Below are 16,749 nucleotides of genomic sequence, written 5' to 3' on the forward strand. Positions count from 1 at the left end.
ATGAAAAACGCTGCCGAACTTTGGCATAATGTCTTATCTGTGATCGAGGAAGAGGAACGAACACCGAAAGCTAGTTATGATATGTGGTTGAAGTCCACAGAAGGCGTCACGCTAAATGGAACGACACTACTCGTTTCAGCACCAGCTGCATTCACGGTGACGTGGCTCGAGCGCCAGTACTTATCTTTACTCGAAGACACAGTTGAGGAAGTAACAGGAAGCCGACTCGATATTCAGTTCATTGAAGAGGGACAAGCGAAGAAAATGCTCGATCGACAAGAAGAGGAACGGATTGAGGCAACACCGGCTCCAAAATCGCGTCCATCGAACATGCGGAGACCAACAGATGAGCTAACGATGAGTGAACTCGGACAATTAAATGAGAAGTACACATTCGATACATTCGTCATCGGATCGGGGAACCGTTTTGCGCATGCCGCTTCACTGGCTGTTGCAGAAGCACCTGCTAAAGCCTACAATCCGCTTTTCATCTATGGTGGCGTTGGTCTTGGCAAAACCCATCTGATGCATGCCATCGGACAGTACGTTCAAGATCAAAATCTCGGGACACGGATTGCCTATGTCTCTTCTGAACGCTTTACAAATGACTTCATTAACTCAATCCGCGATAATAAGACGGTTGAGTTTCGAAATAAATACCGCAACATCGATGTTCTCTTAATTGATGACATCCAGTTCCTTGCGGGCAAAGAACAAACGCAAGAAGAGTTTTTCCATACTTTTAATGCGCTGCATAACGACCAAAAACAAATCATCATCTCAAGCGATCGACCACCAAAAGAGATTCCAACGCTTGAAGATCGGCTTCGGTCACGTTTTGAGTGGGGACTGATCACAGATATCACGCCACCGGATCTTGAGACGCGAATCGCGATTTTACGTAAAAAGGCGAATGCCGAGCAACTTGACGTCTCAAATGAGGTCATGCTCTACATCGCAAGTCAGATTGATACGAATATTCGTGAGCTCGAAGGGGCGTTGACCCGCGTCATCGCTTATGCGAATCTCGTCGGACGACCAATCGACCCAAACGTAGCTGCAGAAGCCTTGCATAACATCATGCCGGTCGCTGAACCGCGTAAAGTCACGATTCGTGACATCCAGGAATCGGTCAGTAAGCACTTCAATTTGCCGTTTGATGACCTTAAGGCGAAGAAACGGACAAAATCGATTGCTTTTCCCCGTCAAATTGCGATGTATCTCTCGCGTGAGATGACAGAGAGCTCTTTACCGAAGATTGGGGAAGAATTCGGGGGTCGAGATCATACAACGGTCATCCATGCCCATGAAAAAATCAGTATGTTGATCAAATCGGATGGTGAAACGGGAAAAGTCATCGAACAAATCAAACATGAATTGAAGCATTCGTAAAACTGTGGATAAACATGTGGATAAAGTAGGGTAGTTATCCACAACTTATCCACACCGTTTTTGGCTTTATATCAAGTTATCCACCGACTTATCCACACTATCCACAGCCCCTAAGACTATTATTAAAAAAATATATTATTATGTTATGATGGGCGCATGCCCATTATTTTCGAGAGGAGTCTAACGACGATATGCATATCACCATTCAACGCGAAGCTTTAATTCAAGCAGTACAAGATGTAGCCAAAGCGGTCTCATCCCGCACAACGATTCCGATTCTGACAGGGATCAAACTCGAAGCTCATGGAGATGGCATGACGCTGACAGGGAGCGATACAGAAATCTCGATCGAACGGACAATCTATGCAGAAGAGAATGGAACGTCTTACGTCACGATCCATCGTGCTGGTAGTGTCGTCTTGAATGCTCGCTTCTTCGGCGATATCGTCAAAAAGATGCCAAAAGACGAAGTAACGCTCGAAGTCTCACCAAACTTCATGACACGGATTCAGTCAGGAACTGCAGAATTTCATTTGAACGGTCTTGATCCAGATGAATTCCCACGTCTTCCACAAGTAGATGGGGGACAACGTTTCCGTTTACCAGCAGATCTTTTACGTTCGATGATCCGCCAAACGAGTTTTGCCGTCGCTGTTCAAGAAACACGTCCTGTTCTAACAGGTGTGAACTTCTCAGCCGATAAAGGTATCTTGACGTGTGTTTCAACAGATAGTCACCGTCTTGCCCTTCGTCGTGCTCAGTTCGAGACAGATACGGACATCTCGTTCCAGAACGTCATCGTTCCAGGGAAAAGCTTAAATGAATTATCGAAGTTGCTTGGGGATGGTCATGTGGATATCACGATCACGAACCAACAGATCCTGTTCAAGATGAAACATGTCTTGTTCTTCTCGCGTCTACTTGACGGAAACTATCCGGATACATCACGTTTGATTCCAGAAGAGTACCGGACAGCTGTCCGGATGAACGCAAAAGAATTGCTCCAAGCAATCGATCGCGCGTCACTACTCGCACGTGAGGACCGTAACAACGTCATTAAATTCGCAGCTGAAGGAACGACAGCTGTTGAGATCTCTTCCCATTCACCAGAAGTCGGGAAAGTCTCGGAGCAAGTCAGCATCCTTTCACTTGAAGGAGAAGAGCTGAAAATCTCGTTCAACTCGAAGTACATGATGGACGCCTTAAAGGCACTTGACGCGACAGATATCGAAATCCAGTTCACAGGTTCGATTCGTCCATTCATCTTGCACCCAGTTGATCAAGACAACGTTCTACAACTGATTCTTCCAGTCCGGACAGCGTAAGCATCAACATAAAATACGTGACAAGACGGGTTCGATTGTTTCGACATCGGACCCGTCTTTTTCGTATACCGTATATACGTTCGGGGATTTTGCTAAATCGTCTAATGTTTAGTACAATAAAGAGTACGTCATTTATAATATGTAGGTAGGAGGAGTCAATCCATGCAAGAAATCAGAATTACAACGGAATATGTCACATTAGGGCAGTTCTTGAAGCTATCGGATATCATCTCAAGCGGGGGTCAAGCCAAACCGTTTTTAGCAGAGGTGCCAATTCTAGTCAACGGCGAAGTCGATCAGCGACGTGGTCGTAAATTACGGGATGGAGATATCATTGATGTAGAAGACTACGGTCAGTTCATCATCAAGAACGAGGGCAACTAACGTGCGGCTGGATTCAGTCCGACTCAGTCATTATCGTAACTATGACGCACTCGAACTGTCATTCTCCGAAAAAACGAATGTTCTGATTGGTGAAAATGCACAAGGGAAGACGAACTTATTGGAAGCAATCTATGTTCTTGCTCTCGCGAAGTCGCATCGGACGACGCATGACAAGGAACTGATTGGTTGGGATCAGGAAACGGCGCGCGTCGAAGGACGTGTCGTCAAACGGACGGGTTCCCATGTCCAAGAGATCGTCATCTCGGGTCGCGGGAAAAAAGCAAAGCTGAATCATCTAGAGCAACGACGCTTAAGTGATTACGTCGGGGCACTGAACATCGTTTTATTCGCCCCGGAAGATTTGCACATCGTCAAAGGAAGTCCACAAGTCCGCCGACGATTTCTCGATATGGAGATCGGTCAAGTCAGTCCGGTCTATCTGCATGAATTGAGTCAGTATCTAAAAGTGTTGAAGCAGCGGAATGCGCTACTGAAACGACTGTCCATGAAGGGAGGAGACGAGACCTTCCTTGATATCTTGACGGAGCAGATGATTACGCTAGCCGTTAAAATCGTTCAGCGCCGCCATCATTTCATGGCCCAGCTCGAAAAGTGGGCACGACCGATTCATGATGGAATCAGTCGTGGACAGGAAGAACTCGCGCTCATCTATCGTTCGGACACATTCGGCAACGAATTACTCGATGTCGAAGGAATGACTGCGTCCTACACGCGGAAGTTTGGTAAAATAAAAGAAAATGAAATCCGAAGAGGGGTTACGTTGTTTGGACCACATCGTGATGACTTTGAGATGGAAGTCAATGGACGAAACGTCCAAACGTATGGTTCACAAGGACAACAACGAACTGCAGCCCTGTCGTTAAAGCTTGCGGAGATCGAATTGATTCACGAGGAAGTGGGGGAATATCCGCTTCTTCTACTCGACGATGTCTTATCCGAGCTTGATGATCATCGTCAGACACATTTGCTCGATACGATGCAACAAAAGGTCCAGACGATTCTAACGACGACAAGTGTCGATGGGATTGCGCATGAAACGATCAACCAAGCGAAGTTGTTCCACGTGAAACAAGGGACGGTCGATTTGGAAGAGACATCATATAAAGAAACAGTAGGTGAGAAAACCGATGAGTAATCATGAAGATATGGAATTGGAACAAGGGTACGGTGCCAATCAGATTCAAGTACTTGAAGGATTAGAAGCAGTACGTAAACGTCCAGGGATGTATATCGGTTCGACGGCATCAAAAGGTCTCCATCACCTCGTATGGGAGATCGTCGATAACTCGATCGATGAAGCGCTCGCTGGCTACTGTGACACGATCAAGGTCACGATTGAACCAGGGAACTCGATTTTAGTCGAAGATAACGGACGTGGTATTCCAGTCGACATTCAAGAGAAGATGGGTCGTCCAGCCGTTGAGGTCATCCTGACAGTCCTTCACGCTGGTGGTAAGTTCGGTGGCGGCGGATATAAAGTATCCGGTGGACTACACGGTGTTGGGGCTTCGGTCGTTAACGCATTGTCGACGAAACTCGAAGTCTTCGTCAAACGGAATGAAAAGCTGTATTACCAAGCGTATCATCGCGGTGTACCAGCGCAAGACCTCGAAGTGATTGGAACGTCAGAAGAGACAGGAACGACGATTCGTTTCTTCCCAGATGCTGAAATTTTCCAAGAGACGCTCGAGTATGACTATGATTTACTCGCGACACGTCTGCGGGAACTTGCTTTCTTGAACAAAGGCTTGAAGATCATCATCACAGACGATCGTGCGGATGAGCCGATGACACGTAGCTTCCACTACGAAGGTGGGATTAAATCTTACGTCGAACATTTGAATCGTTCGAAAGAAGTCGTTCACGCGGAACCAGTCTACGTACACGGAACAAAGGACGGGATCGAAGTCGAAGTTGCACTTCAGTACAACGACGGATTTGCGTCAAACATCTACTCGTTCACGAACAACATCCCGACGCATGAGGGTGGTACGCACGAGACAGGCTTCAAGACGGCTCTGACACGCGTCATCAATGATTACGCGAAGAAGTTTGGTCTGATGAAGGATGCAGACGGTACGTTATCTGGTGAAGACGTGCGTGAAGGAATGACCGCGATTGTTTCCGTCAAACACCCGAACCCACAGTTCGAAGGACAGACGAAGACAAAACTCGGTAACTCTGACGCGCGTACGGTGACGGATTCGCTCTTCTCTGGTGCATTTGAGCAGTTCATGCTCGAGAACCCGACGAGCGCACGCGCAATCGTCGAAAAAGGAATGATGGCGTCGCGCGCTCGTATGGCAGCAAAACGAGCACGTGAACTAACACGTCGTAAAGGTGTTCTCGAAGTGAGTTCATTACCAGGTAAACTGGCGGACTGTTCGTCACGTGATGCATCAATTTCCGAGTTGTACATCGTTGAGGGTGACTCAGCGGGTGGTTCTGCGAAATCAGGACGCGATCGTCATTTCCAAGCGATCTTACCGATTCGCGGTAAAATCTTGAACGTTGAGAAAGCACGTCTTGATAAGATTCTCGGTAGCAATGAGATTCGGACGATCATCACGGCACTCGGAACAAGTATTGGTTCTGAGTTCAATATCGAAAAAGCACGCTATCACAAAGTCATCATCATGACCGATGCCGATGTCGATGGTGCCCACATCCGGACACTCTTGTTGACGTTCTTCTATCGTTACATGCGTCCGCTTGTCGAGCATGGCTATGTCTATATCGCTCAGCCACCGCTATACGGTATCAAGCAAGGAAAGAACATCACGTATGTGCATAACGAACGTGAGTTAACAGAGGCGCTTGCAGCACTTCCTGAAAACGCACGGTACGACATTCAGCGCTATAAAGGTCTTGGAGAGATGGATCCTGAGCAACTTTGGGAAACAACGATGGATCCAAGTGGTCGTCAAATGTTGCGTGTCGAGCTTCAAGATGCAATCGAAGCAGATGAAGTCTTTGATATCTTGATGGGAGATCAAGTCGAACCACGACGCGACTTCATTCAATCACACGCGCATTACGTCAAGAACCTGGATATTTAACGCTGAACAGAGAGGGTGGCCAGAAGCATGTCCGAACAAAATCACGGAATCATCAAGGATATTAATATCAGTCAAGAGATGCGTACGTCCTTCATGGACTACGCGATGAGCGTTATCGTCGCACGTGCTCTTCCGGACGTACGGGACGGCTTAAAACCCGGACACCGCCGGATTCTCTATGCGATGAACGACCTCGGTATTCGTGCCGATAAACCACATAAAAAGTCTGCCCGTATCGTCGGGGAAGTCATCGGTAAGTATCACCCACACGGGGATTCTGCTGTGTATGACACGATGGTCCGCATGGCGCAAGACTTCAGCTACCGCTATGAGCTTGTCGATGGACACGGAAACTTTGGTTCTGTCGATGGTGACTCAGCGGCTGCAATGCGATATACGGAAGCCCGTATGTCTAAAATCGCAATGGAAATCGTTCGCGATATCAATAAAAACACAGTTGATTTCAAAGATAACTACGATGGTTCAGAAAGAGAACCAGAAGTCTTACCGTCACGTTTCCCGAACTTACTCGTCAACGGTTCGAGCGGGATCGCGGTCGGGATGGCAACGAACATTCCACCGCATCAGCTTGGCGAAGTAATCGATGGTGTTCTAGCACTGTCTCACGACCCAGAAATCACGATCCAAGAATTAATGCAGCACATTCCGGGACCCGATTTCCCGACAGCTGGTGAGATTCTTGGTCGAAGCGGAATCCGCCGGGCCTATGAAACTGGACGTGGTTCGATCATCGTTCGTGCGAAGGCTGAAATCGAACAGACGAAAAAAGATCGCGAACGAATCATCGTGACGGAGTTGCCTTACCAAGTCAACAAAGCACGTCTCGTTGAAAAGATTGCCGATCTCGTCCGTGAGAAAAAGATCGAGGGAATCACGGATTTACGCGATGAGTCAGATCGCCGTGGTATGCGGATCGTCATGGAGATTCGTCGTGATGCGAATGCAAGCGTCATTTTAAACAACTTGTACAAGCAGACATCGATGCAAACGACATTTGGTGTCAACATGCTAGCGATCGTCGGCGGACGTCCGAAAACATTGACGCTCAAGGAAATGCTCTATCACTACCTCGAGCATCAAAAAGAAATCGTTCGTCGTCGGACACAGTTCGATCTCGAAAAAGCTGAAGCACGTGAGCATTTACTCGCTGGTCTACGGATTGCACTCGATCATTTGGATGAAGTCATTCAAATCATCCGCGGTAACCGGACAGCGGACGCAGCACGTGAACAGTTGATGGAGCGTTTTGCATTATCTGAGAAACAATCACAAGCGATTCTCGATATGCGTCTGCAACGCCTGACAGGTCTTGAACGCGAGAAGATTGAAGCAGAATATGACGAAATCATGCAATTGATCGCGGAACTCAACCGCATCCTTGCGAGTGAGGAAGTCTTGCTTGATTTGATCCGGACAGAACTTGAGGAGTTGAAGGAACGTTTCAACGACGAACGTCGGACAGAAATCCGTATGGATCATATTGAATTCGAAGATGAAGACTTGATTCCGGAACAGGATATCATCATCACGTTGACAAGCAGTGGCTACATCAAGCGGATGACGACAGATTCGTACCGGACACAACGCCGCGGTGGACGTGGCGTTCAAGGAATCGGAACGAACGATGAAGATTACGTCACGCGTCTCTTGTCTTGTTCGACGCATGATACGATCTTATTCTTTACGAACCGTGGGAAAGTCTACCGGATTCGTGGATATGAAGTGCCAGAGATGAGCCGGACATCAAAAGGTGTACCGATCATCAACCTCATCCAAATTGAACGCGATGAAAAGGTCGAGACGATGATTCCAGTCAACTTCAAGCGTTACCTCGAAGAGCAACAAGCTGTTGAAGCACCTGTCGAGGTGATTGAAGGGGAGATTGAAGAGACAGAAGAAGCGCTCGAAACAGAAGAAGTCGTTCAAGATGAGCAAAAATCATTGATCTTCATGACACGTAAAGGACGCGTTAAACGTTCACCGTTATCTGCGTACGCACGGATCAATAAAAATGGTTTGATCGCGATTCGGTTGTTTGAAGACGACGAGTTGACATCGGTTCGTCTCGCATCGACGGATGATGAAGTCTTTGCTGTTTCAACAAGCGGTAAAGCTATTCGTTTCCCAATCACGAATGTCCGCTCGATGGGACGTGGCGCTCGTGGTGTCAAAGCGATGACGTTACGCCCAGACGATTTCGTCGTCGGGATGGAACTCGCACGTGATGCACAAGATGTTCTTGTCATTACGGAAAAAGGATTCGGGAAACGAACACCGATGACAGAGTTCCGTAGCCAGTCTCGTGGTGGTAAAGGATTGATCGCGAGTAAGGTGACGGAGCGCGTCGGTCAAATCGTTGCCATGCGAATCGTTGATGTCGACGATGACATCATGATCATGACAGAGAGCGGTATCGTCATTCGGACAGACTCGCAATACATTTCACGTGTCGGCCGGAATACCCAAGGGGTGAAGGTCATTCGAATTGAAGAAGGTGACCGTGTTGCAACGGTTGCGAAACTGAAACGAGAAGAGACTGATGAAATGGAAGACGATGCAGATCTTGTGTCAGAAGAGAATGAAGTCGTATTGGATGCTTCAGAAGAAGCAGAAGAGTAAGCAAGACGTCAGTAAGGAAACAGCAGAGTGATGCCACTCTGCTGTTTTTATCTACATATATAGAAAGAAAAGAAAGGAACGAAGCGATATGCGAGTGGCAAGTGACCAATTACGCATCGGGGATCGTTTGACTGAATCCATCTACTTACATACGGATCATCCGATCGTAGAAGCAGGAAAGAAGATAGGAACTGATGAGTTACGACGCATTCAACGTTTTTTGATCAAGGAAGTCGTCATTGAGGATCGACCGGATCTTGTAGAAGGTGAAGAGGTTCAGATGGAAGCAGTTGAAGCTCATACGGAACATCCCTTTGAAGAATTCATTCGCTCTTACAATAAAGTCTTCATGTCATGGGAACAAGGAATGAAGCCGAATGTGTATGAAGCATTGAGTTGGGTCAAACAATCCGTTCCGGAAAAGATTACGAGACAGGATGTTTTACCGTTCTTCCTCGAGCGGGGAACGGAAGCTTACACAGTTCGGCATGCCATCTATCGAGGGGCAGTTGCCCAAATGCTTGCCGAAGCAGTCGGAAAAGAACGAAAAATGATCCATGAGCTGTGGACGGCATCCTATTTTGCAGATTACGGATTAGCGCGAATCATGGAATGGCGCCATACGAAACGGTATGAAGCGATGCAACAAGAAATTTTTCAACGTCACCCAGCAATGGCATATCAAGCGTTGCAAAAGGAGACGATCATCTCCGATACAGTGAACCGTTTGATTGTTCAACATCACGAACGGTTAGATGGAACAGGTTACCCTTTAAAGGTAAAGGGAGATAAGATTGCAGATCATACACGCTTATTCATTGTAGCAGACGTCTTTGCTGCCATGACGAGTTGGCGTCCATATCGAGAAGCTTATACACCGTTTGATGCATACCGTCATTTAAAAGCACGACCAATGCAATATTGTTCGAAGTATGTATTGTTACTCGGGCAGTTGCTTCTACCAATCGAAGTCGGTGATCGTGTACTGATGAGTAATGGAAAAATTGCAACGATCGCTCGTAAGAATCCGGTTTTTGATCGACCTGTCATTTCTTATGAAGAACAAGGACGGATGATGATCGTTGATTTAATGGAAGAACGGCAATATAGTATTATTCAGTTAATGGATTGAAGATGGAATTAGTAGCCTCTTGAGCCGGTATAATAAGGTTGAAGAGGCTTTCTCATGATTTTAAAAACAATTTTAAAATAAGTGTTGCACAATAATAAAACGCATGATATATTATTACATGTCCTTAACAACGACGAGCGCTTGAAATAAACGAGAAAAACAATTTCAAAAAAGTTGTTGACTTCTTGTTTCAGACTTGGTATTCTAATTGAGTCGCCAAAACAGGCGCGGACGAACTTTGAAAACTGAACGATGAGGCAAAAAACGTATTCTACGGAATACAAAAATGAATGAAGCGCAAGCTTCGTCAATCGTGACTTCGGTCACACAACGAGCAAGTCAAACACTTCATGGAGAGTTTGATCCTGGCTCAGGACGAACGCTGGCGGCGTGCCTAATACATGCAAGTCGAGCGCAGGAAGCTGACGGAACTCTTCGGAGGGAAGGCAGTGGAATGAGCGGCGGACGGGTGAGTAACACGTAAGGAACCTGCCTCAAGGATTGGGATAACTCCGAGAAATCGGAGCTAATACCGGATAGTTCAACGGACCGCATGGTCCGCTGATGAAAGGCGCTCCGGCGTCACCTTGAGATGGCCTTGCGGTGCATTAGCTAGTTGGTGGGGTAACGGCCCACCAAGGCGACGATGCATAGCCGACCTGAGAGGGTGATCGGCCACACTGGGACTGAGACACGGCCCAGACTCCTACGGGAGGCAGCAGTAGGGAATCTTCCACAATGGACGAAAGTCTGATGGAGCAACGCCGCGTGAGTGATGAAGGTTTTCGGATCGTAAAACTCTGTTGTAAGGGAAGAACACGTACGAGAGGTAATGCTCGTACCTTGACGGTACCTTACGAGAAAGCCACGGCTAACTACGTGCCAGCAGCCGCGGTAATACGTAGGTGGCAAGCGTTGTCCGGAATTATTGGGCGTAAAGCGCGCGCAGGCGGCCTTTTAAGTCTGATGTGAAAGCCCCCGGCTCAACCGGGGAGGGCCATTGGAAACTGGAAGGCTTGAGTACAGAAGAGAAGAGTGGAATTCCACGTGTAGCGGTGAAATGCGTAGAGATGTGGAGGAACACCAGTGGCGAAGGCGACTCTTTGGTCTGTAACTGACGCTGAGGCGCGAAAGCGTGGGGAGCAAACAGGATTAGATACCCTGGTAGTCCACGCCGTAAACGATGAGTGCTAGGTGTTGGGGGGTTTCCGCCCCTCAGTGCTGAAGCTAACGCATTAAGCACTCCGCCTGGGGAGTACGGCCGCAAGGCTGAAACTCAAAGGAATTGACGGGGACCCGCACAAGCGGTGGAGCATGTGGTTTAATTCGAAGCAACGCGAAGAACCTTACCAACTCTTGACATCCCATTGACCGCTTGAGAGATCAAGTTTTCCCTTCGGGGACAATGGTGACAGGTGGTGCATGGTTGTCGTCAGCTCGTGTCGTGAGATGTTGGGTTAAGTCCCGCAACGAGCGCAACCCCTATCCTTAGTTGCCAGCATTTAGTTGGGCACTCTAGGGAGACTGCCGGTGACAAACCGGAGGAAGGTGGGGATGACGTCAAATCATCATGCCCCTTATGAGTTGGGCTACACACGTGCTACAATGGACGGTACAAAGGGCAGCGAGACCGCGAGGTGGAGCCAATCCCATAAAGCCGTTCCCAGTTCGGATTGCAGGCTGCAACTCGCCTGCATGAAGTCGGAATCGCTAGTAATCGCAGGTCAGCATACTGCGGTGAATACGTTCCCGGGTCTTGTACACACCGCCCGTCACACCACGAGAGTTTGCAACACCCGAAGCCGGTGAGGTAACCGCAAGGAGCCAGCCGTCGAAGGTGGGGTAGATGATTGGGGTGAAGTCGTAACAAGGTAGCCGTATCGGAAGGTGCGGCTGGATCACCTCCTTTCTAAGGAAAACGTCCCTTACGGGACATGCCCATCGTTCAGTTTTGAGAGCTCGTCTCTCACGTCTCGAAAGAGACACTCGCACCTTGAAAACTGAAGACATCAACAAGACATCAAACTTTTTATAACCATGTCATTAGACGTGTGTTCTTAGAATACCAACGCTAGATCAAGGTATGAAGGGCGTACGGTGGATGCCTTGGCACTAGGAGCCGATGAAGGACGCGACGAACAGCGATATGCTTCGGGGAGCAGTAAGTATGCTTTGATCCGAAGATTTCCGAATGGGGGAACCCACCATCTGTAATGGGATGGGACATGTTACGTGAATACATAGCGTAGCGTGAGGCAGACCCGGGGAACTGAAACATCTAAGTACCCGGAGGAAGAGAAAGCAAATGCGATTCCCTGAGTAGCGGCGAGCGAAACGGGAACAGCCCAAACCGAAGAGCATGCTCTTCGGGGTTGTAGGACACTCTATACGGAGTCAAAAAGGAAGACAGTAGGTGAAGGACCTGGAAAGGTCGGCCGAAGAAGGTGACAGCCCTGTAGCTGAAACTGTTTTCCCTCCAGAGTGGATCCTGAGTACGGCGGGACACGTGAAACCCCGTCGGAATCCGGGAGGACCATCTCCCAAGGCTAAATACTCCCTAGTGACCGATAGTGAACCAGTACCGTGAGGGAAAGGTGAAAAGCACCCCGGAAGGGGAGTGAAATAGATCCTGAAACCGTATGCCTACAAGTAGTCAGAGCCCGTTAACGGGTGATGGCGTGCCTTTTGTAGAATGAACCGGCGAGTTACGATAACGCGCGAGGTTAAGCCGATGAGGCGGAGCCGTAGCGAAAGCGAGTCTGAACAGGGCGTTCAGTGCGTTGTCGTAGACCCGAAACCAGGTGATCTACCCATGTCCAGGATGAAGGTCAGGTAACACTGACTGGAGGTCCGAACCCACGCACGTTGAAAAGTGCGGGGATGAGGTGTGGGTAGCGGTGAAATGCCAATCGAACCTGGAGATAGCTGGTTCTCCCCGAAATAGCTTTAGGGCTAGCCTCGAGGTTGAGAGTTCTGGAGGTAGAGCACTGATTGGACTAGGGGCCCCCACAGGGTTACCGAATTCAGTTAAACTCCGAATGCCAGCAACTTATACTCGGGAGTCAGACTGCGAGTGATAAGATCCGTAGTCAAGAGGGAAACAGCCCAGACCGCCAGCTAAGGTCCCAAAGTGTATGTTAAGTGGAAAAGGATGTGGCGCTGCCTAGACAGCTAGGATGTTGGCTTAGAAGCAGCCACCATTCAAAGAGTGCGTAATAGCTCACTAGTCGAGTGGCGCCGCGCCGAAAATGTAACGGGGCTAAACATACCACCGAAGCTGCGGATTCCGTAAGGAATGGTAGGGGAGCGTTCCAAACCGCTGTGAAGCTGTACCGGAAGGAGCAGTGGAGCGTTTGGAAGTGAGAATGCCGGTGTGAGTAGCGAAAAGAGGGGTGAGAATCCCCTCCGTCGAAAGCCCAAGGTTTCCTGAGGAAGGCTCGTCCGCTCAGGGTTAGTCTGGACCTAAGCCGAGGCCGAAAGGCGTAGGCGATGGATAACAGGTTGATATTCCTGTACCGCCGATCCACCGTTTGAACAATGGGGGGACGCAGGAGGATAGTGACGCATGCGGATGGAAGTGCATGTGCAAGTTTCAAGACCGTCTGATTGGCAAATCCGTCAGGCATCAAAGTCAAGGAACGATGCGGAGTCCCGTAGGGACGTAGGTCACGATTTCACACTGCCAAGAAAAGCCTCTAGTGAGGGGGAAGGCGCCAGTACCGTAAACCGACACAGGTAGGCGAGATGAGAATTCTAAGACGCGCGGGATAACTCTCGTTAAGGAACTCGGCAAAATGGTCCCGTAACTTCGGGAGAAGGGACGCTCTACATGAGTAGAGCCGCAGTGAATAGGCCCAAACGACTGTTTAGCAAAAACACAGGTCTCTGCTAAATCGCAAGATGACGTATAGGGGCTGACGCCTGCCCGGTGCTGGAAGGTTAAGGGGATGGGTTAGCGCAAGCGAAGCTTTGAACCGAAGCCCCAGTAAACGGCGGCCGTAACTATAACGGTCCTAAGGTAGCGAAATTCCTTGTCGGGTAAGTTCCGACCCGCACGAAAGGCGTAACGATTTGGGCACTGTCTCAACGAGAGACCCGGTGAAATCATAGTACCTGTGAAGATGCAGGTTACCCGCGACAGGACGGAAAGACCCCATGGAGCTTTACTACAGCCTGATATTGAGGCTTTGTGCATGATGTACAGGATAGGCGGGAGACGTCGAGCCCGGAGCGCCAGCTTCGGAGGAGTCACCCTTGGGATACCGCCCTTCATGCATAGAGTCTCTAACTCGCAGCCGTAATCCGGCTGGAGGACCGTGTCAGGCGGGTAGTTTGACTGGGGCGGTCGCCTCCTAAACAGTAACGGAGGCGCCCAAAGGTTCCCTCAGAATGGTTGGAAATCATTCGTAGAGCGCAAAGGCAGAAGGGAGCTTGACTGCGAGACCTACAAGTCGAGCAGGGACGAAAGTCGGGCTTAGTGATCCGGTGGTTCCGCATGGAAGGGCCATCGCTCAACGGATAAAAGCTACCCTGGGGATAACAGGCTGATCTCCCCCAAGAGTCCACATCGACGGGGAGGTTTGGCACCTCGATGTCGGCTCATCGCATCCTGGGGCTGGAGTAGGTCCCAAGGGTTGGGCTGTTCGCCCATTAAAGCGGTACGCGAGCTGGGTTCAGAACGTCGTGAGACAGTTCGGTCCCTATCCGTCGTGGGCGCAGGAAATTTGAGGAGAGCTGTCCTTAGTACGAGAGGACCGGGATGGACGCACCGCTGGTGTACCAGTTGTTCCGCCAGGAGCATCGCTGGGTAGCTACGTGCGGACGGGATAAATGCTGAAAGCATCTAAGCATGAAGCCCCCTCCAAGATGAGATTTCCCTTTGAGTAATCAAGAAAGACCCCTCAGAGACGATGAGGTAGATAGGTCACGGGTGGAAGCATGGCGACATGTGGAGCTGAGTGATACTAATCGGTCGAGGCCTTGTTCTAGCAGATGCTTGTTGATGACTTCAGTTTTGAGGGCGCGAGCCCGATCGTCTGGTGACGATAGCCAAGTGGTCACACCCGTTCCCATGCCGAACACGGAAGTTAAGCACTTGAACGCCGAAAGTAGTTGGGGGCTTCCCCCTGTGAGGATAGGACGTTGCCAGGCACTTGACCGATCTGCAGATTGCAGGTCGGTCTTTTTGTGTTATGTGAAACTTCAGACTGTTCTGATTATTGGTCATGTCATTGACATGACATCCTCTGCTTGTTACCATAACATCAATATTCTTTTATAAAAGAGAAAGCGAGTGGATAACATGTGGGAGAACAAATTTGCTAAAGAGGGTTTGACGTTTGATGACGTCTTACTCGTACCCCGTCGTTCGAGTGTCTTACCGCGCGACGTTGATTTATCTGTCACGCTATGCGAAGGGATTACACTTAATATCCCGTTGATCAGTGCTGGTATGGATACCGTTACAGAAGCTCCAATGGCAATTGCTATGGCGCGCCAAGGTGGTCTTGGTGTCATTCATAAGAACATGTCAATGGAAGAACAAGCAGAACATGTCGATCGCGTCAAACGTTCTGAAAATGGTGTCATCACGAACCCGTTCTATTTGACGCCTGAACGTCAAGTCTACGATGCAGAGTACTTGATGAGTAAGTATCGCATCTCGGGTGTTCCGATTGTTAATAATGAAACAGAGCGCAAACTAGTAGGGATTTTGACAAACCGTGATCTCCGTTTCGTCAAGGACTACTCGACTGTCATTGAAACGGTGATGACGACAGAAGAACTCGTGACAGCAAAAGTTGGTACGTCCCTCGTTGAAGCAGAACAGATTCTCCACAAGCATCGTATCGAAAAGTTACCACTCGTTGATGAGAACGGTGTACTAAAAGGATTGATCACAACAAAAGATATCGAAAAAGTCGAACAGTATCCACATGCTGCGAAAGACCAGTTCGGTCGTTTACTCGTTGCAGCAGCTGTCGGTGTGACAAAAGACGCTTCGACACGTGCGAAGTTCCTAGTTGATGCAGGTGTTGATGCACTCGTCGTCGATACAGCTCACGGTCATTCAGAAGGTGTACTCGTCAAAGTACGTGAATTACGTGAAGAATATCCAAACTTACCAATCATTGCGGGTAACGTTGCAACAGCAGAAGCAACACGTGATTTGATTGAAGCAGGTGCATCAGTCATCAAGGTCGGTATCGGACCAGGTTCAATCTGTACGACACGTGTTGTCGCAGGCGTCGGTGTACCACAGATTACAGCTGTCTTCGATTGCGCGACAGAAGCACGTAAACACGGTGTCTCGATCATCGCTGACGGTGGTATCAAGTACTCTGGCGATATCGTGAAAGCACTTGCTGCCGGTGGACATGCTGTCATGCTCGGAAGTTTACTTGCGGGTGTAGAAGAGAGTCCAGGTGAGATGGAAATCTATCAAGGACGTCAATTCAAGACTTACCGCGGTATGGGGTCTGAAGCATCGATGAAACGTGGTAGCCAAGATCGTTACTTCCAAGAAGCAGACAAGAAGTTCGTTCCAGAAGGAATCGAAGGACGTGTCGCTTACCGTGGTAAACTCGGTGACTCGGTCTATCAACTCGTTGGCGGAATTCGTTCAGGTATGGGATACTGTGGTTCTGCAACGTTAGAAGAGTTGCGTGAAGAAACACAATTCATTCGTATGACAGGTGCTGGACTGCAAGAAAGCCACCCACACGACATTCAAATTACAAAAGAAGCATCTAACTATACACGCCAATAACCAAAAGCCTCGTCTTTCTTTAGTAGA

The 16,749-nt window shown here is 48.8% G+C and carries 8 protein-coding genes and 3 rRNA genes; all 11 read left to right on the top strand.

The window, feature by feature from the left end:
• Positions 1–1,392 carry a chromosomal replication initiator protein DnaA gene (dnaA, locus tag K6T22_RS00005; protein ID WP_053451961.1) on the top strand — a complete coding sequence of 464 codons (1,392 nt, stop codon included), beginning with the start codon at positions 1–3 and terminating at the stop codon, positions 1,390–1,392.
• A gap of 191 nt (positions 1,393–1,583) precedes the next feature.
• Positions 1,584–2,717, top strand: a complete 1,134-nt coding sequence (gene dnaN / locus K6T22_RS00010) for a DNA polymerase III subunit beta (RefSeq protein ID WP_238238327.1) — start codon at positions 1,584–1,586, stop codon at positions 2,715–2,717.
• A gap of 162 nt (positions 2,718–2,879) precedes the next feature.
• Positions 2,880–3,101, top strand: coding sequence for a S4 domain-containing protein YaaA (gene yaaA / locus K6T22_RS00015; RefSeq protein ID WP_023469865.1), 222 nt, complete (start codon positions 2,880–2,882; stop codon positions 3,099–3,101).
• A gap of 1 nt (position 3,102) precedes the next feature.
• On the top strand, positions 3,103–4,257 hold the full coding sequence (gene recF, locus K6T22_RS00020) for a DNA replication/repair protein RecF (RefSeq protein WP_238238328.1): 1,155 nt from the start codon (positions 3,103–3,105) through the stop codon (positions 4,255–4,257).
• 10 nt (positions 4,258–4,267) lie between these two features.
• Positions 4,268–6,181, top strand: coding sequence for a DNA topoisomerase (ATP-hydrolyzing) subunit B (gyrB, locus tag K6T22_RS00025; RefSeq protein WP_238240144.1), 1,914 nt, complete (start codon positions 4,268–4,270; stop codon positions 6,179–6,181).
• A 27-nt stretch (positions 6,182–6,208) separates the two neighbouring features.
• Positions 6,209–8,821, top strand: a complete 2,613-nt coding sequence (gene gyrA / locus K6T22_RS00030; RefSeq protein ID WP_238238330.1) for a DNA gyrase subunit A — start codon at positions 6,209–6,211, stop codon at positions 8,819–8,821.
• A gap of 88 nt (positions 8,822–8,909) precedes the next feature.
• Positions 8,910–9,953: an HD-GYP domain-containing protein gene (locus tag K6T22_RS00035; protein WP_238238331.1), complete on the top strand. Its 1,044-nt coding sequence runs from the start codon at positions 8,910–8,912 to the stop codon at positions 9,951–9,953.
• Between the two features lie 347 nt (positions 9,954–10,300).
• Positions 10,301–11,862 (top strand): 16S ribosomal RNA (locus tag K6T22_RS00040).
• Positions 11,863–12,027: 165 nt separating this feature from the next.
• A 23S ribosomal RNA gene (locus K6T22_RS00045) occupies positions 12,028–14,941 on the top strand.
• A gap of 47 nt (positions 14,942–14,988) precedes the next feature.
• A 5S ribosomal RNA gene (rrf, locus tag K6T22_RS00050) occupies positions 14,989–15,104 on the top strand.
• The 16S, 23S and 5S rRNA genes sit together here, the layout of an rRNA operon.
• A gap of 151 nt (positions 15,105–15,255) precedes the next feature.
• A complete protein-coding gene (guaB, locus tag K6T22_RS00055) occupies positions 15,256–16,722 on the top strand; it encodes an IMP dehydrogenase (protein WP_238238333.1) in 1,467 nt (488 codons plus the stop codon).
• The last annotated feature ends 27 nt before the right edge of the window (positions 16,723–16,749 follow it).

Origin of the sequence: Exiguobacterium acetylicum (genome assembly GCF_022170825.1) — a bacterium.
GTDB classification, from domain to species: Bacteria; Bacillota; Bacilli; order Exiguobacteriales; family Exiguobacteriaceae; genus Exiguobacterium_A; species Exiguobacterium_A acetylicum_B.